The organism is Micromonospora sp. WMMD735, from assembly GCF_049178995.1.
GTDB lineage: Bacteria > Actinomycetota > Actinomycetes > Mycobacteriales > Micromonosporaceae > Micromonospora > Micromonospora wenchangensis.
The window spans coordinates 2,326,583-2,350,834 of sequence record NZ_JBMHMJ010000002.1 but is presented as its reverse complement, the minus strand read 5'-3'; the positions used below and the strand labels follow the sequence as shown (position 1 = coordinate 2,350,834).

21 protein-coding genes, 2 pseudogenes and 1 riboswitch are annotated in these 24,252 nt (G+C 72.2%); of the genes and pseudogenes, 12 read left to right on the top strand and 11 right to left on the bottom strand.

The genetic code is table 11. From position 1 onward, the window contains the following. Positions 1-7: 7 nt before the first annotated feature. The 7 genes from ACN268_RS10035 (at position 8) to ACN268_RS10005 (ending at position 6,121) form a co-directional block, all read left to right on the top strand. Complete coding sequence (locus ACN268_RS10035) at positions 8-1,726, top strand: AMP-binding protein (RefSeq protein ID WP_421482897.1); 1,719 nt, start codon at positions 8-10, stop codon at positions 1,724-1,726. Further along, positions 1,723-2,763 carry a hypothetical protein gene (locus ACN268_RS10030; protein WP_421482895.1) on the top strand — a complete coding sequence of 347 codons (1,041 nt, stop codon included), beginning with the start codon at positions 1,723-1,725 and terminating at the stop codon, positions 2,761-2,763. Before ACN268_RS10035 ends, ACN268_RS10030 begins: the two co-directional genes overlap by 4 nt. Beyond that, complete coding sequence (locus ACN268_RS10025; protein WP_421482894.1) at positions 2,760-3,518, top strand: hypothetical protein; 759 nt, start codon at positions 2,760-2,762, stop codon at positions 3,516-3,518. Before ACN268_RS10030 ends, ACN268_RS10025 begins: the two co-directional genes overlap by 4 nt. 256 nt (positions 3,519-3,774) lie before the next feature. Further along, positions 3,775-3,973: riboswitch (cobalamin riboswitch) on the top strand. Positions 3,974-4,010: 37 nt separating this feature from the next. Continuing rightward, on the top strand, positions 4,011-4,655 hold the full coding sequence (bluB, locus tag ACN268_RS10020) for a 5,6-dimethylbenzimidazole synthase (RefSeq protein WP_421482893.1): 645 nt from the start codon (positions 4,011-4,013) through the stop codon (positions 4,653-4,655). A 73-nt stretch (positions 4,656-4,728) separates the two neighbouring features. Beyond that, entirely contained in the window at positions 4,729-5,073 is a 345-nt protein-coding gene (locus ACN268_RS10015) for a hypothetical protein (RefSeq protein ID WP_421482892.1), read from the top strand. Between the two features lie 132 nt (positions 5,074-5,205). Further along, positions 5,206-5,769, top strand: coding sequence for a hypothetical protein (locus ACN268_RS10010; protein WP_421482891.1), 564 nt, complete (start codon positions 5,206-5,208; stop codon positions 5,767-5,769). Positions 5,770-5,917: 148 nt separating this feature from the next. Further along, complete coding sequence (locus ACN268_RS10005) at positions 5,918-6,121, top strand: hypothetical protein (RefSeq protein ID WP_421482890.1); 204 nt, start codon at positions 5,918-5,920, stop codon at positions 6,119-6,121. Between the two features lie 70 nt (positions 6,122-6,191). Here the strand turns inward: ACN268_RS10005 and ACN268_RS10000 are convergent, their stop codons facing one another. Then, positions 6,192-6,791: a TetR/AcrR family transcriptional regulator gene (locus ACN268_RS10000; RefSeq protein ID WP_363657896.1), complete on the bottom strand. Its 600-nt coding sequence runs from the start codon at positions 6,789-6,791 to the stop codon at positions 6,192-6,194. A 102-nt stretch (positions 6,792-6,893) separates the two neighbouring features. On the opposite strand from ACN268_RS10000, the gene ACN268_RS09995 reads away from it, so the two are divergent. Beyond that, positions 6,894-7,964 carry a hypothetical protein gene (locus tag ACN268_RS09995; RefSeq protein WP_421482889.1) on the top strand — a complete coding sequence of 357 codons (1,071 nt, stop codon included), beginning with the start codon at positions 6,894-6,896 and terminating at the stop codon, positions 7,962-7,964. Between the two features lie 142 nt (positions 7,965-8,106). Further along, positions 8,107-9,015, top strand: coding sequence for a methyltransferase domain-containing protein (locus ACN268_RS09990; RefSeq protein ID WP_421482888.1), 909 nt, complete (start codon positions 8,107-8,109; stop codon positions 9,013-9,015). Between the two features lie 17 nt (positions 9,016-9,032). On the opposite strand, the gene ACN268_RS09985 is transcribed toward ACN268_RS09990, so the two are convergent. Both ACN268_RS09985 and ACN268_RS09980 read right to left on the bottom strand, forming a co-directional pair. Continuing rightward, on the bottom strand, positions 9,033-10,907 hold the full coding sequence (locus ACN268_RS09985) for a sensor histidine kinase (RefSeq protein ID WP_421482887.1): 1,875 nt from the start codon (positions 10,905-10,907) through the stop codon (positions 9,033-9,035). Continuing rightward, a complete protein-coding gene (locus ACN268_RS09980) occupies positions 10,900-11,589 on the bottom strand; it encodes a response regulator transcription factor (protein WP_421482886.1) in 690 nt (229 codons plus the stop codon). The genes ACN268_RS09985 and ACN268_RS09980 overlap by 8 nt, the downstream gene beginning before the upstream one ends. 136 nt (positions 11,590-11,725) lie before the next feature. On the opposite strand from ACN268_RS09980, the gene ACN268_RS09975 reads away from it, so the two are divergent. After that, positions 11,726-13,027, top strand: coding sequence for a hypothetical protein (locus ACN268_RS09975; RefSeq protein ID WP_421482885.1), 1,302 nt, complete (start codon positions 11,726-11,728; stop codon positions 13,025-13,027). A 139-nt stretch (positions 13,028-13,166) separates the two neighbouring features. Here ACN268_RS09975 and ACN268_RS09970 read toward each other — a convergent pair. Together ACN268_RS09970 and ACN268_RS09965 are read right to left on the bottom strand one after the other, a co-directional pair. After that, positions 13,167-13,498 (bottom strand): annotated as a pseudogene (locus tag ACN268_RS09970) (hypothetical protein); the annotation flags it as partial. 266 nt (positions 13,499-13,764) lie between these two features. Beyond that, entirely contained in the window at positions 13,765-14,448 is a 684-nt protein-coding gene (locus tag ACN268_RS09965) for a trypsin-like serine protease (RefSeq protein WP_421482884.1), read from the bottom strand. Positions 14,449-14,778: 330 nt separating this feature from the next. Between ACN268_RS09965 and ACN268_RS09960 the strand changes: the two genes are divergently transcribed. Continuing rightward, a complete protein-coding gene (locus tag ACN268_RS09960; protein WP_421482883.1) occupies positions 14,779-15,735 on the top strand; it encodes an aminoglycoside phosphotransferase family protein in 957 nt (318 codons plus the stop codon). Here the strand turns inward: ACN268_RS09960 and ACN268_RS09955 are convergent. From ACN268_RS09955 to ACN268_RS09945, 3 genes and pseudogenes are all read right to left on the bottom strand, one after another. After that, positions 15,711-16,040, bottom strand: coding sequence for an NAD-binding protein (locus ACN268_RS09955; protein WP_363657950.1), 330 nt, complete (start codon positions 16,038-16,040; stop codon positions 15,711-15,713). The genes ACN268_RS09960 and ACN268_RS09955 overlap by 25 nt on opposite strands. 81 nt (positions 16,041-16,121) lie before the next feature. Beyond that, positions 16,122-16,583, bottom strand: a pseudogene (locus tag ACN268_RS09950) (NAD(P)-dependent oxidoreductase); the annotation flags it as partial. A gap of 64 nt (positions 16,584-16,647) precedes the next feature. Beyond that, positions 16,648-17,853 carry a pyridoxal phosphate-dependent aminotransferase gene (locus ACN268_RS09945; RefSeq protein ID WP_088645935.1) on the bottom strand — a complete coding sequence of 402 codons (1,206 nt, stop codon included), beginning with the start codon at positions 17,851-17,853 and terminating at the stop codon, positions 16,648-16,650. Between the two features lie 376 nt (positions 17,854-18,229). Here ACN268_RS09945 and ACN268_RS09940 point away from each other — a divergent pair, with 376 nt between their 5' ends. After that, positions 18,230-19,636: an NAD(P)/FAD-dependent oxidoreductase gene (locus ACN268_RS09940; RefSeq protein WP_421482882.1), complete on the top strand. Its 1,407-nt coding sequence runs from the start codon at positions 18,230-18,232 to the stop codon at positions 19,634-19,636. Between the two features lie 103 nt (positions 19,637-19,739). Here ACN268_RS09940 and ACN268_RS09935 read toward each other — a convergent pair whose 3' ends face one another. The 3 genes from ACN268_RS09935 to ACN268_RS09925 are packed head-to-tail and all read right to left on the bottom strand — an operon-like array spanning position 19,740 to position 24,252. Continuing rightward, positions 19,740-21,140: a GH1 family beta-glucosidase gene (locus ACN268_RS09935; RefSeq protein WP_421482881.1), complete on the bottom strand. Its 1,401-nt coding sequence runs from the start codon at positions 21,138-21,140 to the stop codon at positions 19,740-19,742. After that, on the bottom strand, positions 21,137-23,377 hold the full coding sequence (yicI, locus tag ACN268_RS09930; protein WP_421482880.1) for an alpha-xylosidase: 2,241 nt from the start codon (positions 23,375-23,377) through the stop codon (positions 21,137-21,139). The genes ACN268_RS09935 and yicI overlap by 4 nt, the downstream gene beginning before the upstream one ends. Further along, positions 23,374-24,252, bottom strand: a complete 879-nt coding sequence (locus ACN268_RS09925) for a carbohydrate ABC transporter permease (RefSeq protein WP_421482878.1) — start codon at positions 24,250-24,252, stop codon at positions 23,374-23,376. Before ACN268_RS09925 ends, yicI begins: the two co-directional genes overlap by 4 nt.

Sequence of the window (24,252 nt, the reverse complement as noted above, 5' to 3'; positions counted from 1 at the left end):
CGACGCCGTGAGCCTGACCGGCTGGCTCAGCGAGCCGCGCACCGGCCACGGGCTACGGGTGGCCACCGACGCCGCCGGTTGGGCCCGGCACGACTTCCCCTCACTCGCCGCCGCCGCACTGAACGTGGCGGGACTGCTGCGCGGCACGGGACTGCGCCGGGGTGAGGTGGTCTCGCTCCTGCTGGTGTCCCCGGAGACGTTCCTGGCCGGCTTCTTCGGAACGCTGGCGGCCGGCGGGGTGGTCAACCCGATGCCGCCGCCCGCCGGGCTCGGCGCGGGTGCGGCGTACCCGGAGCAGTTGACCCACCTGATGCGGGTCGCCGGCACCCGCACCGTGCTCGTCGACCCGCACCTGGCCGGGACCGCCCGTAGCGCCGCAGCCGCCGCCGGTCTGGCGGTGACCGTGCTGACCGTCGCGGGCCCGGACCAGCCGGGCGACGCGGGGCCGGGCCGTCCCGTCGCACCTGCCGCCGACGACCCGACGCCACCGGCCGGGGACGAGGTGGCGCTGGTCCAGTTCACCTCCGGATCGTCGGGCCACCCCCGGGCGGTCGCGATCCGCGCCGACAACCTCCTGGCCAACATCACCGCGATCCGCCACTGGCTCGACATGGGCGCCGCCGACGTGACCGCCACCTGGCTGCCGACCTACCACGACATGGGACTGATCGGCTGCACCCTCGCTCCGGTGCTCAACCAGAGCGACATCCTCGCCATGCGCCCGGACCAGTTCGTCCGCTCACCCCGACGCTGGCTGTCCTGCTTCGGCGAACAGGGGGCGACGCTGACCGCCGCACCCACCTTCGGCTACGCCTACGCCGCCCGGCGGATCGGCCCGGACGAGCTGGCCGGGATGGACTTCAGCGGCTGGCGGGCCGCGATCGTCGGAGCCGAACGGGTCAGCCGGCGCACCCTGGAGTCGTTCGCGGCGCTGCTCGGCCCGTACGGGTTCCGCAGCCGCGCCTTCCTCCCCGCGTACGGGCTGGCCGAGAACACCCTCGTGGCGACCGGCCTGCACCTGGCCCCACCACCGGTGGCGCTGCGGGTCGCCGGTGAGCTGCGTCCCGGCGAACCGGTCGAGGTGACCGCCGTCGAGGAGGTCGGGACGGACCCGGCGGCCGACGACGACTGGTTGATCGGCTGCGGCGACGCCCGCGACGGCGTCGCGGTGACCGTCGTCGACGACGAGGGCAGTCCGCTGCCGCCCGGGGTCGTCGGGGAGATCGCGTTGACCGGCCGGTCGGTGGCCGCCGGATACCACGGGCCCGCCGCACCTGACGCCGCCTTCGCCGACGGCCGGCTGCGCACCGGCGACCACGGCTTCCTCCACGACGGCCAACTGTTCGTCCTCGGCCGGGCCGGCGACAGCCTCAAGGTACGCGGACGCAACCTCTACGCGGAGGACCTGGAGGCCCGCCTCGCCGGCGTCGACGGTCTCTCCCCGGAACGGGTCGTGGTCCTGGCCGGGTCCGCCGGCCACACACCCGTACTGCATGCGCTGATCCGGCAGCGGCCGGGTCCGTGGGCCGCGGAGGTCGCGCGGATACTCGGCCGGGAGGGCGGCCCCGGCGTACGGGTCCGGGTGCTCAGCGTGCCCGCGCCGGCAGTGGCGCGTACCACCAGCGGCAAACCACGACGGCGGCCCATGTTCCGCGCCGCCACGGACGGCTCCCTCCCCGGCGAGGTGCTCTACGACTCCGCCGGGCCCGCAGCGTGGCCGCGATGAGCGCCGTCACCGCGGCGCAGACCGACAGGTGGCTCGCCGCGCTGCGCCGCATCACCCTCGTCCCGCCGGCCCACCGCGAGTCCACCGTCGACCGGGCGGGCGCGCTGGGGCTGCTCCGGTGCCCCGCCGAGACGCTGGAGCTGCTGGTCGAGGCCGGGCTGCCGGTCACCGGCGCGGGCGACGAACGGCGGTTCTGCCACTACGACCTCATCAACCTGGGTCTCTACTCGGGAAGCGGGAACAGCCTGCCGGAGATCGGCTGGGAGTTCGCGTTCCGGTTCTCCCTGAAGCCCGCCGCCACCTGGACGGAACCGAGATCCTGGCGGATGACCGCGACGATGCGGTGTCCGGACGGCGGATGCGGCACCGACCCCGGCTGGCTGCTGCACCGACCGGTTCCGGAGCTGACCGGTGGCGCGGCCTCCGGCTGGGCCAGCGCCGCCGGGCCGGTGACCGTGACCGACGACGAGGTGCGGCTGCCGGCCGTACCCGACCTGGTCACCGTCGAACTGGACCTGGTCACCGCGGGCCGGGCGGACCGGATCGTCTCCCCCCGGCTGGCCCGGCTCTTCGCCGACATCCGGCACGGCGGGCCGCGCTTCCAGATGCTGCCGTCGAGTTGGCAGGTCGACCCGGACGACACGCTCGCCAACGGGGTGGTCGACTGCGTCTCCGCCAGCCTGTACCTCGAACGGGAGTGCCGGGCCATGGGGTACGAGGCGTACGCCCGAGGGGGTTGGCTGATCGGCATGATGGACCTCGACCACGCCTGGCTGGAGGTGCGCGACGACGACGGCCGGATCAAGGCGGTGGACCCGGTGATGGCGCTGCTGGCCCGCCTGCTTCCCGGCGACCGGACCGCCTTCGAGGAGTTCTGCATCGGCTCCAGCCTCAACCGGGTGTTGCCCTGCGCGTGCCGGGCGGAGGGTCCGATGGCGGTACACCACTGCGGGGGTCGGACCCGTCCGCTCGCGGTGGGCACCACCATCAAACCACTGCGGCCCGGCCGACCCCGGGCTGATGGACCACTGCCGTGACCGTCGGGTCCAGGGTTTACCGCACGGGCACCGAGGCCCGCTATCCGGCCATCACCCAACGGGGCACCCTGAAACCGACCCAGCTGGTGCACCTCCTCGACGAGGTCTCCGCCGGCTGGTGGCGAGAGACGGCCGGACTCGACCGCTGGTCCTACTTCGAACGGCACCGGGTCCGCGCCGTGGTGCGGTACGTGCAGGCGTACACCCCGCCGGTGCGGGTGCTGCCCGGAGCGCCGCTCGACGCCGAACTGGCCGTCACCCTCGGCGTTGACCGGCGTGGCTGGTACGGCGGGCACGACGAGCTGACCCTGCGCGCAGCCGACGGCACCGTGGTGGCGGTGTGGACCAGCCGGTGGACCTGGTTGGACGCCGGCGCCGGGGCACGACCCACACCGCGCACCGAGGCACCCCCGGGCTTCGGCGGCGACTCGCCGCTGCTGCCGGAGCTGCCGCGACGACCCCGCAGCGGCGGAACCGAGACGGCGGCTTTCACCTTCAGCGACCGGGAGACGGATCTGAACGACCACGTCTTCTTCGCGTGCTACCTGGAGCGCGGCGAGAACGCGCTGGCCGACGCGGGGGTGCCGGCCGGCCGCACCGACACCAGCCGGTGCTGGTACCTGCGACCGGCGCAGGCCGGTCAGTCGATCACACCGGCGGTCACCGAGACCGCCCATGGGCACGTCGTCGAGCTGCGCTTCGGCGCGGGCGGCTTCCCGGCGGCGGTCTGCGAGTACGCCAGCATCGGGCGGTGACCGAACCGAGCCCAGGCCGGTCGGGATCGGACCGGTGTCAGCCGCTCACCGCCGCCGAGAGCGTCGTCGTGCTCCTCCGGCCGCACCGGAGTCCAGCGACCGGAGGGCCTCGTGGTTGGGCCTGACCGCCGGACACCTCGGCGAGGACGTCGCACACCCCGGCGTCCACGTGGACGCCGGAACACGGGGACCCGCTGCGTGTGCTGTCGGGCCGGGCCGTGGCCGGCCGGCGTCGGTGGTGCGGGTTAGCATCGGCAACGGCATGATCGTGCGAGGTGCCCCGCGCACGCGGGGAGAATCGGGAAGCCGGTGTGAATCCGGCACGGGCCCGCCGCGGTGACCGGGGAGCGACCGTCCAGGCGCGAGGAGCGCAGCCACTGGCCCAAGGGCTGGGAAGGCGGACGGGTAGGCGTTGATCCGGGAGTCCGAAGACCGGCCTCGCGTCGAGCGCCCACCCGTCGGGGGTGGGCCGAGCGCAGCGGGAGCCTGCCTGTGGAACTCTACGACGCTATCCACCGCCGCCGGGACGTCCGGGCCGAGTTCACCGGGGAGCCGGTGCCGGCCGACACCCTGCACCGGATTCTCGACGCCGCGCACACCGCGCCCAGCGTCGGCAACTCGCAGCCGTGGGATTTCGTCCTGGTCCGGGACCCGGCCGTCCGTCGCCGGTTCCATCGGCACGTGCAGGCCGAGCGGGCGACGTTCGCCGCCACTCTGGACGGTGCGGCGGCCGAACGGTTCGCGCGTATCAAGATCGACGGGGTGCTGGAGTCGACGCTGTCGGTGGTCGTCACCTACGACCCACAGCGCGGCGGCCCGGCGGTGCTCGGGCGGCACGCCATCGCCGACGCGGGCCTCTACTCGGTCTGCCTGGCCATCCAGAACCTCTGGCTCGCCGCCACCGCCGAAGGGCTGGGCGTCGGGTGGGTGTCCTTCTACCGGGAGCCGTTCCTGGCCGAGCTACTGGGTGTGCCGGCCGGCATCCGGCCGGTGGCCTGGCTCTGCGTCGGGCCGGTCACCCACCTGGAGGCCGTGCCCGATCTGGAGCGACACGGGTGGCGGCGGCGCAGGCCCCTCACCGAGGCGGTCCACCACGACCGGTGGCTACGGCGGGGGACCGACCAACCGAACAGCTAATTCGGGTACGTCGATGCGACGGCTAGGCTGGCGTCGCACTGAGTCATCGCTCGGCTACGTTGGGAGGAGTTTCATGCGTACCACCGTCACGGTGCTGGCGGCGTCCGCGCTCGCCGCCCTGAGCCTCGCCGCCGCCGGCGCCACGCCGGTTCTCGCCGCCGCCCCGGCGCCCTTCTGCGAGTCCGGCGCGTCGCAGTTCTACTGCGACGCCAGCAGCACCGGCACGACGACCTGGAGCATCACCTGGTACTCCGGCAGTGTCGGCACCTTCACGACCGCCGGGCCGACCCTCTTCGCCACCTGCCCGGCCAGCAACCTCGGCCACCCCGTGCGGGCCAGCTACAGCTACGTCGACGGCGGCACCACCCAGTACAGCGGCACCACCCAGTTCATCTGCCGCAGCGGCTCCTGGCAGTAGGGCCGTCCGGCGTCCGGCGTACGCGTCACCCGCGCGTACGCCGGACGGGCTCATGCTGCGGCCGCAGCTACTCCGCGACCGCCGGACCCTCATGCCCGCGATGAGCATCGCACGGTGCTGGAACGAGGCCCGATGACAGCCGAGCCGGTCCGCGAGGGGAAGTACGCGCGCATCGAGCGGGAGCGGCGGTTCCTGCTGGCCGGACCGCCGCTGCCGGCCATGGTCACCGCCAGCCGTCGCATCACCGACCGGTACCTGGCCGGCACCCGACTGCGCCTCAGACGTTCCGAGAGCCTCACCGGCGGATCCCGCGAGTTCAAGCTCACCCAGAAGGTGCCCGCCGCCCGGCCGGGCCACATCCAGGGGCTGATCACGAACGTCTACCTGTCCCCGGCCGAGTACGAACTGCTCGCCCGCCTGCCCGCCGCGACGCTGTCCAAGACCCGCCTGAGCGTCCCACCGCTGGGCATCGACATCTTCGACCAGCCCCTGCACGGTCTGGTCCTGGCCGAGGCCGAGTTCACCACCGACGCGGCGGCACGCTCCTTCCTCCCACCACCGCAGATCGTCGCCGAGGTCACCGACGACCCCCGCTTCACCGGCGGCTCACTCGTCCACGCCAACCGCGAGGCCCTGCTCGGCTGGCTCGCCGGCTACGGCATCACGCCAGCCCCCACCACCCCGTGGACCGCCTGAACCCCCTCGACCACCGGCGCCGACGACTGCGCAGGTGCCCAATCCGCAGACGGTCCCGTGGGCGGTCGACGGCCGCGGTCCGACCGGACGTCGGTCACCGCCGGCTACCGCGCCGAGCGCGGCGAGCCGAGGTGACGAGGTGCGGCGGGTGGGGGAGTTGTTCCAGCGCTCCGCGCACGAGGGGCTGCGGTCTGCGGGGGTCTTCGCGGTGGGCATGGTGCAGCGGACGCAACGGGCGCAGGATCTCCGCGACGCGCCGGAGACGGTGAAGTTGCGGCAGTTCAACCTGGCCGCCGCGGTCCCCAGGCTGCTCGCTGCCTGTGCGGAGCACCAGGTCACCGTCACGGGGTAGCCATGGAGGTGGGCGTCGCCGCGACCTGACGGGCCGCATCCGGACAGGGGCGGTCCCGCTCGCGCCGGACTCACCCTTCCGACACAACCTGACCGTTCGAGGTCGGCAGCCCTTCCAGTTCGGCCCGCACCGTCGCGAGTGCGGTGTCGATGATGTCGCCGAGCCGGCGACCGTCGTCGGTGTCGAGCCATGCGGCGACGGACACGTACATCAGGGTTCCCGCCGTCTCGGCGAGCAGGTCGGCCCGGAGATGGTCGAGGCCGCGTGCGCGGAAGCCGTCCCGCATCACCTGGGCCAGCATCGCGCGCTTGTGCTGGTCGCGTTCACGCAGCCCCGGGTCGGACGCCACGATGGCGCGCCGCTGCCGCAGGTCGTCCTTGCGGCCTTCGAAATACGTCTCGGCGAGCGTGCGCAGGCCCGCGACGATGAACGTCAGCGGTTCGTCGGCGGGTGCCGTGGCCATGAGCTGCTTGGCGAAGGCGCCGATCTCGGCCTCGTCCGCGAAGAGCACCTCGCGCTTGTCGGCGAAGTGCCGGAAGAACGTGCGCGTCGTCAGTCCGGCCCGCGCGGTGATCGCCGGCACCGTGGTCGCGGCGAAGCCCTGCTCGGCGAAGAGTTCGAGCGCCGCCTGCCGCAGCCGCTCGCGGGCATCCGGTCGCCATCGGGCCATGATCCCAGTGTAGCCGTGATGACATCGCGTGTCGTCGGCGATATGGTGATGACACGGCGTGTCGTCACTGGGACGGCTGCCGCACCAGGGCGGAGCTGTGCCATGACCGACGTATGGATCCTCGGCGGCACCGGACGCAGCGGGCGCGCCATCGCGGCCGAACTGCGCCGACAGGGCATCGAGCCGATGCTGGTCGGCCGGGACGCCGAACGGCTCGAGGCCGCCGCCGGCGGGCTGCCGACGATCGTGGCCGGTACGGTCCGCGAGACCGCGGCCGCGATCCGCCGGGAGCGGCCGGCCGTGGTGGTCAACACCGTCGGACCGTTCATCGAGACGGCCCTGCCCCTGCTGGACGCGTGCCTCCCGACCGGCCACTACCTCGACCTCGCCAACGATCTGGCCGCGGTGTCGGCGGTCCTCGGCCGGCACGGCGAGTTGACGGCAGCGGGACGCACGGCCGTCACGGGAGCCGGCTTCGGCGTGACCGCCACCGAGAGCGTCGTGGTGAAGCTCTGCGAGGGGCGACCGACACCCCGGCGGGCCCGGGTCGACATGGTGCCCTCGTTGGCCACCGAGGACGGCGTCGTCGGCGACGCCCTCGCCGCCACGATCGTGGAGGGCATCCCCGGGGTCGAGGGCGGTGGGCGGTTCCAGGGCCGCCGGTACCGCGACGGACGACTCACCCCTGCCCCTCTCGCCGGCGACCCGATGAAACTGGTCCTGCCCGACGGGTCCACGGTGACCACCGCCGGCATGCCGCTGGGCGAGCTGATGGCCGCCCAGCGCGCCAGCGGCGCAGCGGACGTGCTCGCCGCATCGAGCGAGGCCCCGTCCTCCCCGGTCATGCGCGCGGTGCTGCCCGTGGCGACCGCCCTGCTCGCGATCGGCCCGGTGCGCGCCCTCCTGCGGCGACGGCTCGCCACGGTGCCGACCAGGGCCCGCCCGAAGCCCCGCGAGCACTCCTGGGGCCACGCGGTCGTCCAGTGGCCGGACGGCAGCAGCCGCGAGGGCTGGCTGCGGGTCGGCGAGGCCCAGTCCTGGACGGCTACGGTGCCCGCCGAGGTGGTCCGGCGGCTGCTCGACGGGCAGGGCAAACCGGGCGCGTACACGCCGGCGGCGCTGTTCGGGTCGACCCTCGCCGAGGCATGCGGCGGTACGTACCAGGTGCAGTGAACCCTGACGGGTCCCCGTGACCGGCCAGCCGCCGACCCGTCGTGCGCGGTCCGACGAGACCGCTCGTCCCGTGTCCGGTTGCATCCGGCTTCTGTCCGGCGTCGTACTGGCACCGGAGGCGGTCGGTCGTGAGGATGGGGGTGTGAGTTCACCGAAGCCTCTCGCCGGCCCCGGGTCCGCGCCGCAGCCGACCGTGGGCGGGCGGGTCGACCCGGCGGGCGGGGAGTCAGGCCTCCCGGCACCGCGCCCCGGCGGGTCCGCCCCGGATCGCCGCTATCTGCTCGACAACGCCCGGGTGGAGGCCGGCGAGCGGTTCACCTGGTTGGCTGAGCTGTTCGACGGTGTCACCCGCGGGCACGTCGACCGGCTCGGGATACGGGCGGGCTGGCGCTGCTGGGAGGTCGGCGCCGGTGGCCCCGGCATCCCGCAGGCGCTGGCGGCGGTCGTCGGATCCTCCGGTCACGTGCTGGCCACGGACATCGATCCCGCCTGGTTGGGCCCGCGAGGTGGGTACGAGGTGGTCCGGCACGACGTGAGCGCGGATCCGCCGCCGCAGCCGGGGACCTTCGACCTGGTGCACGCCCGGCTGGTGCTCGTCCACGTGGCCGACCGTGCCCGGGCGTTGGCGACGATGGTGGCCGCGTTGCGGCCCGGCGGTTGGCTTCTCGTCGAGGACGCCGACACCGAGTTGCAGCCGATGGCCTGCCTCGACGAGGTCGGCCCGGCTCAGCGGCGCGCCAACCGGCTACGCCGGGCGGTCCGGGAGTTGTTGACCCGTCGGGGCGCGGACCTGCGGTTCGGCCGTACCCTGCCGGGGGCGTTGCGGGCGGCCGGCCTGGTCGGTGTCGGCGCATCCGGCCACTTCCCGGTCGGCGGCGTGGCCTGCGACCGGCTGGAGACCGCGACGGTGCGGATGGTCCGCGCCGAGCTGCTCGCCGCGGGGTTGGCCACCGACGCCGAGATCGACGCCCACCTGGCCGCCGTCGGGGCCGGCGACCTCGACCTCACCCTCGCACCGCTCATCTCGGCCTGGGGACGCCGACCGGGGTAGTCCCACGGCGGCGCGGGTCAGGGTCGGACCTCGGGAAGCGGGACAGGTCCGTGCGGCGGGTCGGCCTGCCCGGATGCGGCCGGAAGGCGAAGGGTGAACACCGCTCCCGTCCCGGCGGCGCCGGAGACCGCCGAGGTGCCGCCGTGTGATTCGGCGATCTTGCGGACGATGGCGAGCCCGAGACCACTGCCGCCCGTTCGCCGGTTGCGGGACTTCTCGGCCCGCCAGAACCGTTCGAAGACGAGCTCACGCTGTTCCTCCGGAATCCCCGGCCCGGTGTCGGCTACGACGATCTCGACGTACGCTGCCCGGTGTCGGGCGGAGAGCGTGACCCGGCCGTCGGCGGGGGTGTGCCGGATCGCGTTGGTGATCAGGTTGCCGATGGCCTGCCGGAGCCGGATCGGATCGGCGTCGAGCGTGCCGGGTGCGGCATCGACGACCAGCGCGACCCCGGCGGACTCGGCGGCGGGAGCGAAGGCGTCCGCGACCTCGCGCAGCAGCCTGGGCAGCTCGACCTGTTGCCGGTGCAGTGTCAGCTCGCCCGCGTCGGCTGCGGCGAGATCCTGGAGGTCGTCGATGACGTGCTGGAGTAGGAGCGCCTCGTCCAGCAGCGAACTGACCAGGTCCACATCGAGTTCGACCACCCCGTCCTCGGCTGCCTCCAACCAGCCGCGGATGTTCGTCACCGGCGTACGCATCTCGTGGGCGATGTCGCCGACCATGTCGCGGCGCAGTTGCTCGACCCGGCACCGCTGTTCGGCCATCTCGTTGAACGCGGTGCCGAGCCGGGCGATCTCATCGCGTCCGGCGACCCGCACCCGTGCCGTGGTGTCGCCGTTGCGCATCCGCCCGGCCGCGGCGGTCAACGCGTGTAGTGGTCGGACCAGGCGTACCCCCACCAGCACCGTGACGCCGACCGCGACGAGCAGCACCACCCCGGCCACCCCGAAGATCCGCAACCGGTTGGCCGGGGTGAGGTCGAACGCGCCGACCGGCACCGGGGTACCCGGGTCGGTGACGAACAACAACACGGGTGGCGCGACGTGGCCGGCGATCTGGGTGCGTCGGGCCGCGGCGACACAACCGTCGACGTCGTCGCGTCGTTCGGCGGTGATCGGGCCGGACCCGGCCGGGGTCCACTGTCCGTCGAGGTCGGTTCGCACCGCCGGAATCCGCTGGCGGCCCAGGCAGGTGTTGACGAGGTCGTCGAGCTGGTCCAGCGCTTGTCGCTCGGTGGCGGTCGGCTCGGCCAACGCGTCGAACTCCCCGGCGCACCGCGCGTCGCTGATGACGGTGGCGCCTCGGGACACGATGCGGGGCCTGCCGCTGGGGGCGACGACGATCTCCGCGTCGGTCCGGACCGGAAGCAACCCTTCCGCCGCGGTCAGCGGGGCCGGTTCGAGCGGACCGTGCAGACAGTCCAGTGCCCGCACCGCCAATCTGCGCAGCGCGGTCCGTTCGGCGTCCGGGAGCTGGTACGGGCCGGTGGCCCGCGCGTCGATGCCGCCGGCTCCCGCCGTTCCCGCCAGATCGGTGTCGACGGCGAGCGGGTCGACGGTGGCGGAGGCCCGTTGCGGCAGGGCTCCCGCACCGGACGCGGCGAGCGGGGTGCGGTTGCGGTCGGTCAGGACGATCCGTCGCTCGGTGTCCGCCGCGAGGGACCGCACCAGTGGCGACACGCCTGTCCAGTCGTGGTGCGTCGCGGCGTGCCCGAGCAGGGCGTCGTAGATCCGCGCGTCGTCGGCGAGCGCCCGGCCGCGCTCCTGTTGCAGTGCCCGGGTCGTGTCACGTACGGCGAGCCAGGCGGTCGCCGAGATCGAGAGTACGGAGATGACCACGCTGAGGGCGAGCAGCCGGACCAGGAGGCTGCCGCGTCCGCACCACTCAGCCATCGGCGAGTTTGTATCCGATGCCGTATACGGTGAGCAGCCGTGCCGGGCGTCGCGGATCCGTCTCGATCTTCCGGCGCAGGTTCATCACGTGCACGTCGACCGTGCGGGCGGTGACGTACGAGTCGAGCCCGTGCAGCCGGCGGAGCAGTTGGTCGCGGCTGAACGCCCTGCCCGGCTCCGCAGCGAACGCGCTCAACAGGGCGAACTCGCCCGGGGTGCACACCACCGGGCTGCCCGCGACGGTGACCTCGTGGCGTACCGGATCAATGAGGAGGTCGCCCACCCGCAGCACCGGCGTGACAGGCAGCGCAGCCGCGGACCGGGTCCGGCGGAGCAGGGTGCGCACCCGCGCCGCCAGTTCCCGCGGGCTGTACGGCTTCGTCAGGTAGTCGTCGGCGCCCAGGTCCAGGCCCAGCAGCAGGTCGTCCTCGGTGCTGCGGGCGGTGACCATCAGCACCGGCACCTCCGAGTCCCGACGCAGGATGCGGCACACGTCGAGGCCGTCGACGCGCGGCATCATGACGTCCAGCACCAGCAGGTCCGGCGGACAGTGGCGGATCTCGTCCAGCGCGGCCCGGCCGTCGTGGACCACCGACACCCGGTGGCCCTCGTGCTCCAGATACCGCCGGAGCAGTTCGGCCTGCTTGGGGTCGTCCTCGGCGACGAGCACGTTCGCGTTCACGGCGGCGAGTCTAGGAGGCGTCAGAACATCGAAACAGGTGGAGAACGGGACCACTACCGGATCACCACAGGTTCCTGACAAGGGTTCGCCAGGATGTGGCACGTAACAGCCCCCGGTCCCCGTGAAGGAGAAAAGGTTGTCATTGCTGAAGGGCCTGGCCGCAGTGGCCCTGGTCGCCGCCGGCCTCGTGCCCACGTCACCCGCCCAGGCCAAGGACCGCACCTATCCGGTCAGGTCGCTCGACTACACCCTCGGCGACCGCGCGTTCACCGTCGCCGGTTTCCACACCGACGGCCCGGACTCGTCGACCCTGGCACCGATCGAGCTGACCGGCAACGTGCACTACCCGGCCGCCGGCAACGGGCCGTTCCCGCTGGTGGTGCTCTCGCACGGCTACTGGTCCACCTGCGCCGACCGGGCTGCCGACGCCGAGGCGGCCCGGATCGAGAAGGAGTCGCCGGCCGACTACTACGACGACCCGCGCTGGTTGGACGCCATCCACCGGCTCTGGCAGTGGCCCTGCGCGCCCGGTGTCGCCGCACTGCCCAGCTACCGGGGCTACGACTATCTCGCCCGACAGCTCGCCGCCCAGGGAATGGTCGTCGTCTCGATCAGCGCCAACGGGATCAACGCCGGCCAGATCGGCACCGAGGCCGACAACGCCCGCGCGAAGCTCATCAACAAGCATCTCGCGCTCTGGACCGAACTGGCCCGCACGGGCCGTGGTGCCCTGGCCGGCCACTTCAACGGCCCGACCCCGGACCTCAAAGGCAGGATCGACTTCTCCCGTACGGGGACACTCGGCCACTCACGCGGCGGCCGTGCGGTGGCCTGGCACGCCGCCGACGTCCACCGCGCCGACCTCCCGGCAGGCGTACGCGTGGCCGGCGTCCTCGCCCTCGCCGCCGCCGGCTCGGGCACCGCCACCAACCCCGGTTCCCCGGATGCCAAGCTCTACCGGGTGACCTCGGCACCGCTCGCGGTCTGGGTCGGCGGCTGCGACAGTGAGCAGGGTCTCGACTATGCGAAGCTGGCGATCGGCCACACGCGGAAGCCGGTCTACACCTGGCATGTCCGTGGCGCGAACCACAACTTCCTCAACACCCAGTGGTCTCCCGGGAGCGGGCAGGTCGGCGCCATCGACGACCAGGGCTTCGGTCCGGCACCGGGCTGGTGTGGCACCCCGACGTTCCCGGACTGGGACCCGGACAGCGGCACCCCCGAACCGCCGATCGAGTGGTCACACGTGACCCGCAAGCTGACCGAGACCGAACAGCGCCAGGTCAGCGCCGGATACGTCACCGCGTTCTTCCGTTCGGTGCTCCTGGGCGACCGGCAGGCCGAGGCGGTCGTCAGCGGCGGCGTCCACCCGTACGCCTCGTTCACCGTGGTCGACGCCGAGAAGATCGTCCCCCGACCCCGGCGGGGCCCGCGGTAGCGCCGCACGGCGGTGAAGCCCCCGTCGGTCACGACTGGTAGGTGGCGATGTCCAGGGCCGGGGCTTCCGTCGCCGACCGGGCGGGCTGCCGTATCGGCGGCCCGCCCTCGGCGAGGCCCTGCGCCGGATCACGTCGGCCTCACCCCCCGATCGGCGCGACGGTCCGCTCATCCACCGGGCACCACCACGGGGCCGGTCGGGTGGGGCGGTACGACTCGGGGAACACCGCTGGCGTGCCCGTCACCGGGTCGGGCACGATCGGCGGCGCAACCCGAACACGTCGGCGACGAGGTCCGGGGTGAGCACCGTCGACGGGTGACCGGTCGTGGCGACCCGGCCGTCGCGCAGCACCACCAGGTCGGTGGCGTAGCGGGCCGCCTGGTTGAGGTCGTGCAGGACGGCGACCACGGTCCGACCCCCGGCGAGCAGGTCGAGGACCTCGTACTGGTGGGCGATGTCGAGGTAGGTGGTGGTCACAACGTCCGGATGACCGACACCGAACTCGCCCAGTTCGCCACCCAGGTGTACAGCTCCATGCACCGGGCGATCCAGCCGTTCCACACCATCGCCGACGGCGACACGCTGTTTCGCCCTGACCACCGACGAGGTGGCGGTGCCCGCCCCGTCGCTGCGGCTGGGCACGGTCGCCGCCGAACTGGCCTGGGACGCCGTCCGCACCAGCGTCAACGCCGCCTGACGACGACCCCGCCCACGTCGCCCGGACGGTCAGACCGGGTTCAGTCGATTCCGTCGACCCCGCTGACGCTCTTGATCCAGCCGGCCAGGAAACCGGTGGGAACGGACAGTCCGCCCAGGGCGTCGTCGGAGTGGGTGAACACGGCCTGGACGCGGTTGTTCTGCCAGACCGCTGCCCCGGAGTCGCCGTCCAGGGGAACCCCGTCGAGTCCTTCCAACTCCAGTTCCGACCCGATGGATCGCTCGACCCGCAGGCTGCACACCCGCAGGGTCGATGCCGGTGGCCCGTTCGTCTCGGTCTGCCCCCAGCCGCGGATGGCTACGGTGACCCCGGTCTTGAGCAGAGCCGTGTCTCTGCTGTAAGGAACGACGAGATTGCTTTGGGTGACGTTCGACGCCAGATGCAGGACTGCCATGTCGTAGCCCTTCGGTGCCACCGCCGTGCCGTCCACGATGATGCGCTGACCGCTGCCGAGACGCTTGTCGCCCGCCTTGATCACGAGACGGCTGTTGTGGAGGCAGTGTGCCGCGGTGAGCACGTAGTGCACATGGATGAGCGAGCCGGTACAGCGGAAGTTGGCCCCTCCGTTGTTCCAGATCTGTACCTGCCCGTGCAGTGACGACGTGGTGGTGCCGCCGGTGATCGCCGATGCGGGGGTCTGCGGGCCGACCACCAGCACGGCTCCGCACAGCACGGCGAGAACAGCTCTCCGGAACGGCTTCACCGGCACTCCTCGGTGCATGTGGAAACAGCAGATTCGCGGCAGAAATCGGGAGACGCGGATGGTGTGACGTGCTGTTGTCCCACTACAGCAGGCACATCCCCGCCCGCCCGACGCGGTCCGGGCACTCTCTCTGCACCCCGATGAGCCGAACGGCCCGACCGGTGTCAGCATGCCCGATCCAGGCACTGTCCACAATCACCATCGCGACCCGACGCGCAACACGAGTGCTCCCGTCGCGGGAACCAGGCCGCGGGTTCCCGGCCGCCGTCGTCGCGGCCGGCCGGTGACGAAGGCCCGCGAGACGCGTCTGCGGGACTACCGTCGTTCCGTATGACCCGAAGGGGAGCGGAGATCACCGCGGAGCTGGTCCAGGAGTTGATTCGGGACCAACACCCCGACCTCGCCGGTCTTCCCGTTCGGCTGGCCGCACGCGGGTGGGACAACCAGATGTGGCGGCTCGGTGACGAGCTGGCCGTCCGGCTCCCTTGGGCGACCGACCGCGCGGACGCGCTGCTGCGCAAGGAATTCACCTGGCTGCCCACCCTGGCCCCGCACCTTCCGCTACCGGTCCCGGTGCCGCAGCGCATCGGCACACCGTCCGACCGCTTCCCCCGGTGCTGGCTCGTCACCACCTGGGTGCCGGGTGTCCCCGCCGACCGGCAACCCGTCACCCGGGCCACCGACGCGGCGCACTCCCTGGCCGCCTTCCTGACCGCACTGCACCAGCCTGCCCCCACCGGCGCTCCTAACGGCGGCAGTCGGGGCGGCCCGCTGACCGACCACACCGGGGGATTCACCGCAGCGCTCACCGACGCCACCGAACGGGGCCTGATCCCCGACCCGGACACCGTGCGCGCCGTCTGGCACGACGCCGTCACCGCCCCCGGCTGGACGGGCCCGTCGCTCTGGTTGCATGCCGACCTGCACCCGGCCAACGTCCTCACCACCGACGGCGCCCTCCGCGGCGTCATCGACTTCGGCGACCTCGGCACGGGCGACCCCGCCTACGACCTCGCCGCCGGGTGGCTCCTGTTACCCGACCACGGCATCGACCACTTCCTCGCCGCCTACCGGCCGACACCCGACCCCGCCACCATCCGCCGTGCCCGGGGATGGGCCCTGGCACGCGCCCTCGGCGGCATCCTGATCGGCGACGCCGGCGTCCACGGCCGCCCTGGCGGCAAACCGTCCTGGGGCCCTCCCGCTCAGGCCGCCGTGCGACGCCTCACCGCCACCACCGGTACTCCGCCGCCGGACCAGCGTCACGGGACGAAGCTGGCGTGGTAGGACGCCGCCATGTCCTCGCCGCCGTGCCCCTGCTCGGCCGCGCGCCGCAACCGTTGCGCACCGGCGGCCAGGACGTCGAGGCGTACCCCGTGGTCCTCGCCGGCCGCGACGATCAGCCGGGCGTCCTTCTCGGCGGTCTCCACCGCGAAGCTCGCCGGCGACAACCGGCCCTGCCGCACCAGGTCGGTCTTGGCGCGCAGGTAGCCCATGTCCAGCGGGCCGCCCTCGATCACCTCGAAGAAGCGGTCCGGGTCGACGCCGAGCGCCCCGGCCAACGCCAGCATCTCGACCGCGCCGTGGGTCACCGTCAGGACCCAACTGTTCGCCACCAGCTTCAACCGGGTGGCGTCGCCCCGCGCGCCGTCCTCAGCCAGCCACACCACCCGGGCCGCGATCGCGTCGAACACCGCGGTGAGCTTCTCCCGGCCGGTCTGCGGACCGGCGGCGAGCACGGTCAACCGGCCGGCCTCGGCGGGCTGCCGGGTGCCGAGCACGGGCGAGTCGTAGAACGCCACCCGGTGCTCGGCGGCGATCTCGGCGAGCCCGGCCGTGTCGGCCAGGCCCACGGTGGTGGTCTGCAGCCAGGCCGCGCCCGCCTTCAGCCCGGGTGCGGCCCGCCCGATCACCTCGCGGACGGTCGCCCCGTCGTACAGCATCGTGATGATCACGTCGGCGTCGCGTACGGCGTCGGCCGGGGTCTGCGCCACGGTCGCGCCGGTCCCCGCCGCCTTCTCCGGGGACCGGTTCCACACGCGGACGACGTGCCCGGCCCGGACGAGATTGCGGGCCATGGCGGCACCCATGATGCCCGCGCCCAGCACCCCCACGGTCAACTCATCGGTCATCGGTCCCTCCTCTCGCCCACGACCGACGGCCTGGGCAGGCTGGTGGTGAGCTGGTAGTCGGCCCCTCCTACTGCCGGTAGGTGGACAGGAAGGTGCGGATGCGCCCGATCGCGTCGTCGAGGACGTCGGTCGGGGCCAGGAACACCATGCGCAGGTGGTCCGGGGTGTCGATGTTGAAGCCGCTGCCGTGCGAGATCAGCAGATGCTGCTGCTCCAGCAGGTCGATCACGAGCTTCTCGTCGTCGTGGATCTTGTGGACGGCCGGGTCGAGGCGGGCGAAGAGGTAGAGCGCCCCCTCCGGCTTGACGCAGTCGACGCCGGGGATCGAGACGACCTCGCGCCAGGCGTGGTCGCGCTGTTCCAGCAGCCGCCCGCCGGGCCGGATCAGCTCGTCGATGCTCTGGTAGCCGCCGAGCGCGGTCTGGATGGCGTGCTGGGCCGGCACGTTCGGGCAGACCCGGAGGTTGGCCAGCAGTTGCAGCCCGTTCAGGTAGTCGGTGTCGGTGCCGGTGAACCCGCTGGTGGCGAGCCAGCCGGAGCGGAAGCCGGCGGCCCGGTAGACCTTCGACAGGCCGCCCATGCTGACCACCGGCACGTCCGGGGCGAGCGCCGCGAGGGTGTGGTGGGTGGCGCCGTCGTACACGATCCGGTCGTAGATCTCGTCGGCGAAGATCATCAGGCCGTGCCGGCGGGCCAGTTCGATCATGCCGAGCAGGGTCTGCTCCGAGTACACCGCGCCTGTCGGGTTGTTCGGGTTGATCACCACGAGGGCGCGGGTGCGTTCGGTGATCCGCGAGGCCAGGTGCTCCAGATCGGGCTGCCAGCCGGCGCTCTCGTCGCAGCGGTAGTGCACGGCCTGCCCGCCGCACAGGTTCACCGCGGCGGTCCAGAGCGGGTAGTCCGGGCTGGGCACCAGCACCTCGTCGCCGGAGTCGAGCAGCGCCTGCAACACCATCATGATCAGCTCGGAGACCCCGTTGCCGAGCAGCACGTCGTCCGGCTGGACGCCGGTCACGCCCAGGTTCTGGTACCGCTGGGCGACGGCGACCCGCGCCGAGTAGATGCCCCGGGCGTCGCTGTAGCCCTGCGCCTCGACGAGGTTCTGCACCACGTCGGCGACGATCGGGCCGGGAGTGGCCAGTCCCCAGGGCGCCGGGTTGCCCAGGTTCAGCTTGAGGATCCGGTGGCCGGCGGCCTCCATCTCCTGTGCCCGCCGCAGCACCGGCCCACGGATGTCGTACCGGACGCTCTTCAGCCGTTTGGCCTGCCGCATCGGACCTCCTTGCCCCACCCGGACACTTTGCCCCGGAAAGCACCCTAGTACGACCGCCGGAAGGGTGGCTGCTCCGGCCCACCACCGCAGCCCTCCGGGGTAACGGAGCGTAGCGGTGCCCGCACCGATATTCATGTACGATCGTCTATCTCATTCGTGCGAGGATGGGGATGCTTGTGCTGCTTTTTCGTCATCGGATTCGACCCGTACGGCGCACGACCGCCGGCATGGGACCCACGGCACCCGCCTGCCGGATCCGACCGTGACCGGCACCACCCCCTGATTCCGTCGGCGGCCCCGGTGGCCGCCGGGGAAACGCGCGTCGTCGTGCACCATTCCTGCGTGGCTACGGCCGGAACGGCAAGGTGGCAGAGACATGAAGGTCCTCGTGATCGGTGGTGGCCCGGCCGGGAGCACCGCGGCAACGGCGATGGCCCAGGCCGGCCTCGACGTGCGGCTCGTCGAGAGCGCGCACTTCCCGCGGTACCACGTGGGGGAGTCGCTCACCCCGTCGTGCCGGGTGGTGCTGGACGTCATCGGCATGTCGAAGACCCTCGACGACCACGGCTTCGTGAAGAAGAACGGAGGCGTCATTCACTGGGACGACGACCAGTGGACGTTCGACTGGCAGGCGCAGTCCGGGGTGCAGTCGTGGCAGGTCGACCGCAGCGAGTTCGACGCGCTGCTGCTGGAGCACGCCCGCCGCAACGGGGTCGCCGTCACCACCGGTGTCACCGGCCGGTCGGTGCGCTTCGCCGACGGCCGGCCGGTGGCCGTGGAGTGCTCCCCGGACGACGGCGAACCGTTCACCATCGACGACTTCGACTTCCTGGTCGACGCCACCGGACGCAACGGGCTGCTCAGCGCCCGGCACTTCGGCAACCGCGAGCCGCTGAACAACCTGCGCAACGTCGGCATCTGGGGCTACTGGACCGGGGCCACGCTGCTGCCCGACACGCCGTCCGGAGGGATCAACATCATCTCCTCGCCGGAGGGCTGGTACTGGGTGATCCCGATGGCCGGCGGGCGGATGAGCATCGGCTACGTCACCACCAAGGACGCCTTCGCGCGTGACCGTCACGAGCACCCGTCGTCGGACGACCTGTACCGGCACCTCATCGCGGCCTCGCCGACCATCACGAAGCTGACGGCAGAGGCCGAGTTCCTCGGCGTGACGAGGGTCGAGACCGACTACTCGTACATCGCCGACCAGTTCTGCGGGCCGGGTTACGCGATCGTCGGCGACGCGGCCTGCTTCCTGGACCCGCTGCTGTCCACCGGCGTGCACCTCGCGCTCTACAGCGCGTTGACCGCCGCCGCGTGCGTCGCCTCGGTGGACCGTGGCGAGGTCGACGAGACGGAGGCGCTGCGGTTCTTCGAGTTCGCCTACCGGCGCGCGTACATGCGGCTGTTCGCGCTGGTGACCATCATGTACGAGCGCTACCTGGGCAAGGACGGCTTCTTCCGCACCTCCGACCGGTTGATCGGCGACGAGCAGTCCGCGCAGCCGGACGCCGACGTCTCCTCCCGCTCCTTCGCCGAGATCATCGGTGGCCTGTCCGACCTGCGGGAGGCGGCCGACTCGTCCACCCGCGTCATCACCGACCGCCTGCGGGAGGAAGCGGTGCGGGCGCAACTGCAGGTGGTGCACGCACCCGGCTCCGACGGACCCGACTTCACCCCGGTCCGGGGCGACCCCCTGTCCGACGCGGAGTCGGCCGACTTCCGCCTCGTCACCAGTCCGCGACTCGGCCTCGAACGGGTGCGTGCGACACACCCCTGAACCCGGTCCGCCGCGCACCCCGGCCGCACGGCACCGGCCGGGGTCGCGGCGACGGGGTTGCCCCGGCCGTCCGGCCAGGGCAACCCTGCGGGAACCCGCCGACCTATCCGTCCAGCTGACCGGTGGCGACCAGCCGGCGGTACCAGTGGGCGCTGTCCTTCCAGCGGCGTTCCTGCGTGTCGTAGTCGACGTGGATGATGCCGAACCGTCGGTCGTAGCCGTAACCCCACTCGAAGTTGTCCAGCAGCGACCAGACGAAGTAGCCCCGCACGTCCACGCCCTGCGCGCGGGCGTCGGCCACCGCACCGATGTGCCGACGCAGGTAGTCGATCCGCCGGTCGTCGTGGATCCGCCCGTCGGCCGACACCACGTCGTCGAACGCCGCGCCGTTCTCGGTGATCATCAACGGCTGGCCCGGGTGGTCGCGCCCCAGCCGCACCAGCAGCTCGGTGAAGGCCGGCGGGTCGATGTTCCAGCCCATCGCCGTGTACGGGCCGGGCTGCGGCAGGAAGTCGACGTCCTCGGCACCCACCCACGGCGAGTGCACCGACGCCCCGTGCCCGTCGGCGGCCGAGCGGGCCGAGTGCCCGTCCCAGGCGCGCACCAGGGTGCTGGAGTAGTAGTTGACCCCGAGCACGTCCAGCGGCACCGCGATCAGCTTCTCGTCACCGGGGCGCACGAACGACCAGTCGGTGACGGCGGCGGTGTCGGCCAGCAGGTCGGTCGGGTACGCCCCGTCCAGCATCGGGCCGAGGAACGCCCGGTTCGCCAGCGCGTCGATCCGCCGGACCGCGTCGGCGTCGGCGGCCGACCCGGACGCGCCCCGCACGACGTGCAGGTTCAACGTCACCGACAGCTCGGCGCTCGGCGTCAGCTCCCGCACCACCCGCCCGGCCAGGCCGTGCGCCAGGTTCAGGTGGTGCACCGCCGCCAGCGCCGCCGCCGGTTCGGTGCGGCCGGGCGCGTGCACGCCGGAGCCGTACCCCAGGTAGGCCGAGCACCACGGTTCGTTGAGCGTCGTCCAGGTGTGCACCCGGTCCCCGAGCGCGCCGACGATCCCCGCCGCGTACTCCTCGAAACGCCGCGCCGTGTCCCGCACCGGCCACCCGCCGGCGTCCTCCAGCTCCTGCGGCAGGTCCCAGTGGTACATGGTCGCCACCGGCCGGATGCCGCGCTCCAGCAGACCGTCGACCAGCCGCGCGTAGAAGTCCAGGCCGGCGGGGTTGAACCGGCCGGAACCGCCCGGCTGCACCCGGGGCCAGGAGACCGAGAAACGGTACGCGCCCAGCCCCAGCTCGGCGAGGTGGTCCAGATCCTGCGGCCACCTGTGGTAGTGGTCGGCGGCCACGTCACCGGTGTCACCGTTCAACGTCCGCCCGGGGGTGTGGCTGTAGGTGTCCCAGATGGACGGACCCCGACCGTCCTCGGTGGCCGCACCCTCGATCTGGTACGCCGCCGTCGCCGACCCCCAGACGAAGCTCTCCGGGAAGTTGCGTGCCGTCATCGTCCCGCCCTCTCCGCGCCGACCACCGCGCAGTGGTACGCCGACGACTCACCCGACACCAGCTCGGCGGTCGCCAGCCCGCCCCGGAACCCCACCTCGAACCGCGCACCCGGCCCCCCGTCGGGCGACGGGATGCGCACCTGCTGCCGTTGCCCCTCCGCCGGAGCGTAGAGCCGCAGCTCCACCCCGTCGGCCCAGGCGTAGTCGGGCCGGTCGCAGCGCGCCCCGAACCCGATGACCGCGCCGGGCCGGGCGAGCACCGGCAGGCTGTCGTACCCGTGCTTCTCGGTCACCCAGGTCGGGCCGGTGAGCTGCGCCCCGGTGACCAGGTGGGTCCAGGTGCCGGCGGGCACGTAGAAGGTGACCTGCCCGTCGGCGCTGAGCACCGGCGCGACCAGCACGTCCGGGCCGAGCATGTACTGCCGGTCGAGATGCGCCACGGCCGGATCGTCCGGGAACTCCACGATCATCGGTCGCATCATCGGTATCCCGTCGCGGTGCGCCTCCTCGGCGGTCGCCGCCAGGTACGGCATGAGACCGAGCTTGAGCCGGGTGAAGTGGCGCAGCACCTCCACGGCCTGCTCGTCGTACGCCCACGGCACCCGGTACGAGCCGGAACCGTGCAGCCGCGAGTGCGACGACAGCAGGCCGAACGCGATCCACCGCTTGAACACCGCCGGGTCGGGGGTGCCCTCGAACCCGCCGATGTCGTGACTCCAGTAGCCGAAGCCGGACGACGCCAGGGACAGCCCGCCGCGCAGCGACTCGGCCATCGCGACGAACGTCGACTCGCAGTCGCCGCCCCAGTGCACCGGGAACTGCTGGCCGCCGGCGGTGGCCGAGCGGGCGAACAGCACCGCCTCGCCCTCGCCCCGCTCGGCCTCCAGCAGCTCGAAGACCGCCTTGTTGTAGAGGTAGGAGTAGTAGTTGTGCATCCGCTGCGGGTCCGACCCGTCGTGCCACACCACGTCGGTCGGGATGCGCTCCCCGAAGTCGGTCTTGAAACAGTCGACGCCCATGTCCAGCAGCGCGCGGAGCTTGTCGGTGAACCAGGCCACCGCGTCGGGGTTGGTGAAGTCGACCAGCGCCATGCCGGCCTGCCACTTGTCCCACTGCCACACCGACCCGTCCGGGTTGCGCACCAGGTAGCCGGCCTGGCGGCCCTCCTCGAACAGGTACGACCGCTGGGCGATGTACGGGTTGATCCACACGCACACCTTCAGGCCCCGCTCGTGCAGCCGGTGCAGCATGCCCTCCGGGTCGGGGAAGGTCGCCGGGTCCCAGACGAAATCCACCCAGTGGAACTGGCGCATCCAGAAGCAGTCGAAGTGGAACACCGACAGCGGCAGGTCCCGCTCGGCCATCCCGTCGACGAACTCGGTCACCGTCTTCTCGTCGTACGACGTGGTGAACGACGTGGACAGCCACAGCCCGTACGACCAGGCGGGTACCCGGGCCGGCCGGCCGGTCAGCGCGGTGTAGCGGCGCAGCACGTCCTTCGGGGTGGGCCCGTCGATGACGTGGTAGGTCAGCGACTGGCCCTCGACGCTGAACTGGGTCTGCGCGACGACCTCCGAGCCGACCTCGAACGACACGTGCTCCGGGTGGTCCACGAACACCCCGTAGCCGGCGCTGCTCAGATAGAACGGCACGTTCTTGTACGCCTGCTCGCTGGCGGTGCCGCCGTCGGCGTTCCAGATGTCGACCGTCTGCCCGTTCTTGACGAACGGGCCGAACCGCTCGCCCAGCCCGTACACCGTCTCGCCGACGCCGAGCGCGAGCCGTTCGTGCACGTACCGGCGTCCCTCGCCGTCGGTGACGATGCCGATGCTGCGGCCGGTGGACGCGGTGACCAGCCGGTCGCCGTGCTTGAACTCGACCCGCCAGCCGTCGACCAGCGCGACCCGCACGGTCAGTTCGCCGGTGGTCAGCGACGCGCTGATCCCGGTGATGTCGACGGTGACCGGGTGCGTGCCGTCGGTGGCCAGCCCGAAGCGGGGTTCGCGGGGCAGTCCGCCGCTGTGGTGGCCGATGGTCACCCCGACCACGCCGGGGGCGGGGGAGAAGAACCGGACGGTGACGACCGGCCGGTTGAGCGTGTCGCCCCGGCCGTTGATCTGACCGGCCGGCGCGAAGACGGTGAAACCGCGGTCGTCCGGTTCGACCGATTCGACAGTGCCGGGGCGCAGCACGCTGACCCCGGGGCGCAGTTGCCAGTACCCGTCGGTGAACTTCACTTCTCGGCTCCTGCCGTGATGCCGCGCGCCAGGGTGCGCTGGAAGATGAGGAAGAACAGGATGGCCGGCACCAGGCTGATCAGGGCGCCGGCGTTGGTGGTGGGGGCGTCCATCAGCCGGTCACCCTGCAACGACGCGAGGGCGACCGGAATGGTCTGGGTCTGGTTGTCGATCAGCATGACCAGCGGGATGAGGAACTCGTTCCAGGTCCAGATGAAGAAGAAGATGAGCAGCACGGCGAGGGTGGGCCGCAGGTTGGGGAAGACCACCCGCCACAGCACCGTCCACTTCCCGGCGCCGTCGAGCGCGGCGGCCTCCAGCAGCGCCCGGGGGAACGTGCCCAGCACCGAGGCCAGCAGGTACGTGCCGAACGCGCTCTGGATGACGGTGAAGATGATGATCACCGACAGTCGGGTGTTGTAGAGACCGATCTCCTTGGCGACGTAGTACAGCGGATAGATCAACGCCTCCTGCGGCAGCATGTTGGCCAGCAGGAACACCCCGACGATCCACAGCCGCCCCCGGACCCGGCCGATGCCCAGCGCGTACGCGTTGAGCAGCGACACGACGACGCCGAGCACCGCCACCGACCCGGCGATGAGCGCCGAGTTCCACAGCTTGAGCGGGAAGTTCACCTCCGACCAGTACGTCCGCAGACCCGTGGTGTAGAACTCCGACGGCCAGCTCAGCGGGCCGCCCGACGAGTAGTCCCCGGGCGACTTGAACGCGTTGAGCAGCATGAACGCGAACGGCACCAGCATGACCAGCGCGCCCACGGTGACCAGTGCGAGCACCACCCAGCGGCTGACGCCCCGGTGGTGGCGGTCGCGCACCTTCGTCCGGTGGACCGGGACCTTGGCGATCGTCACGGTCAT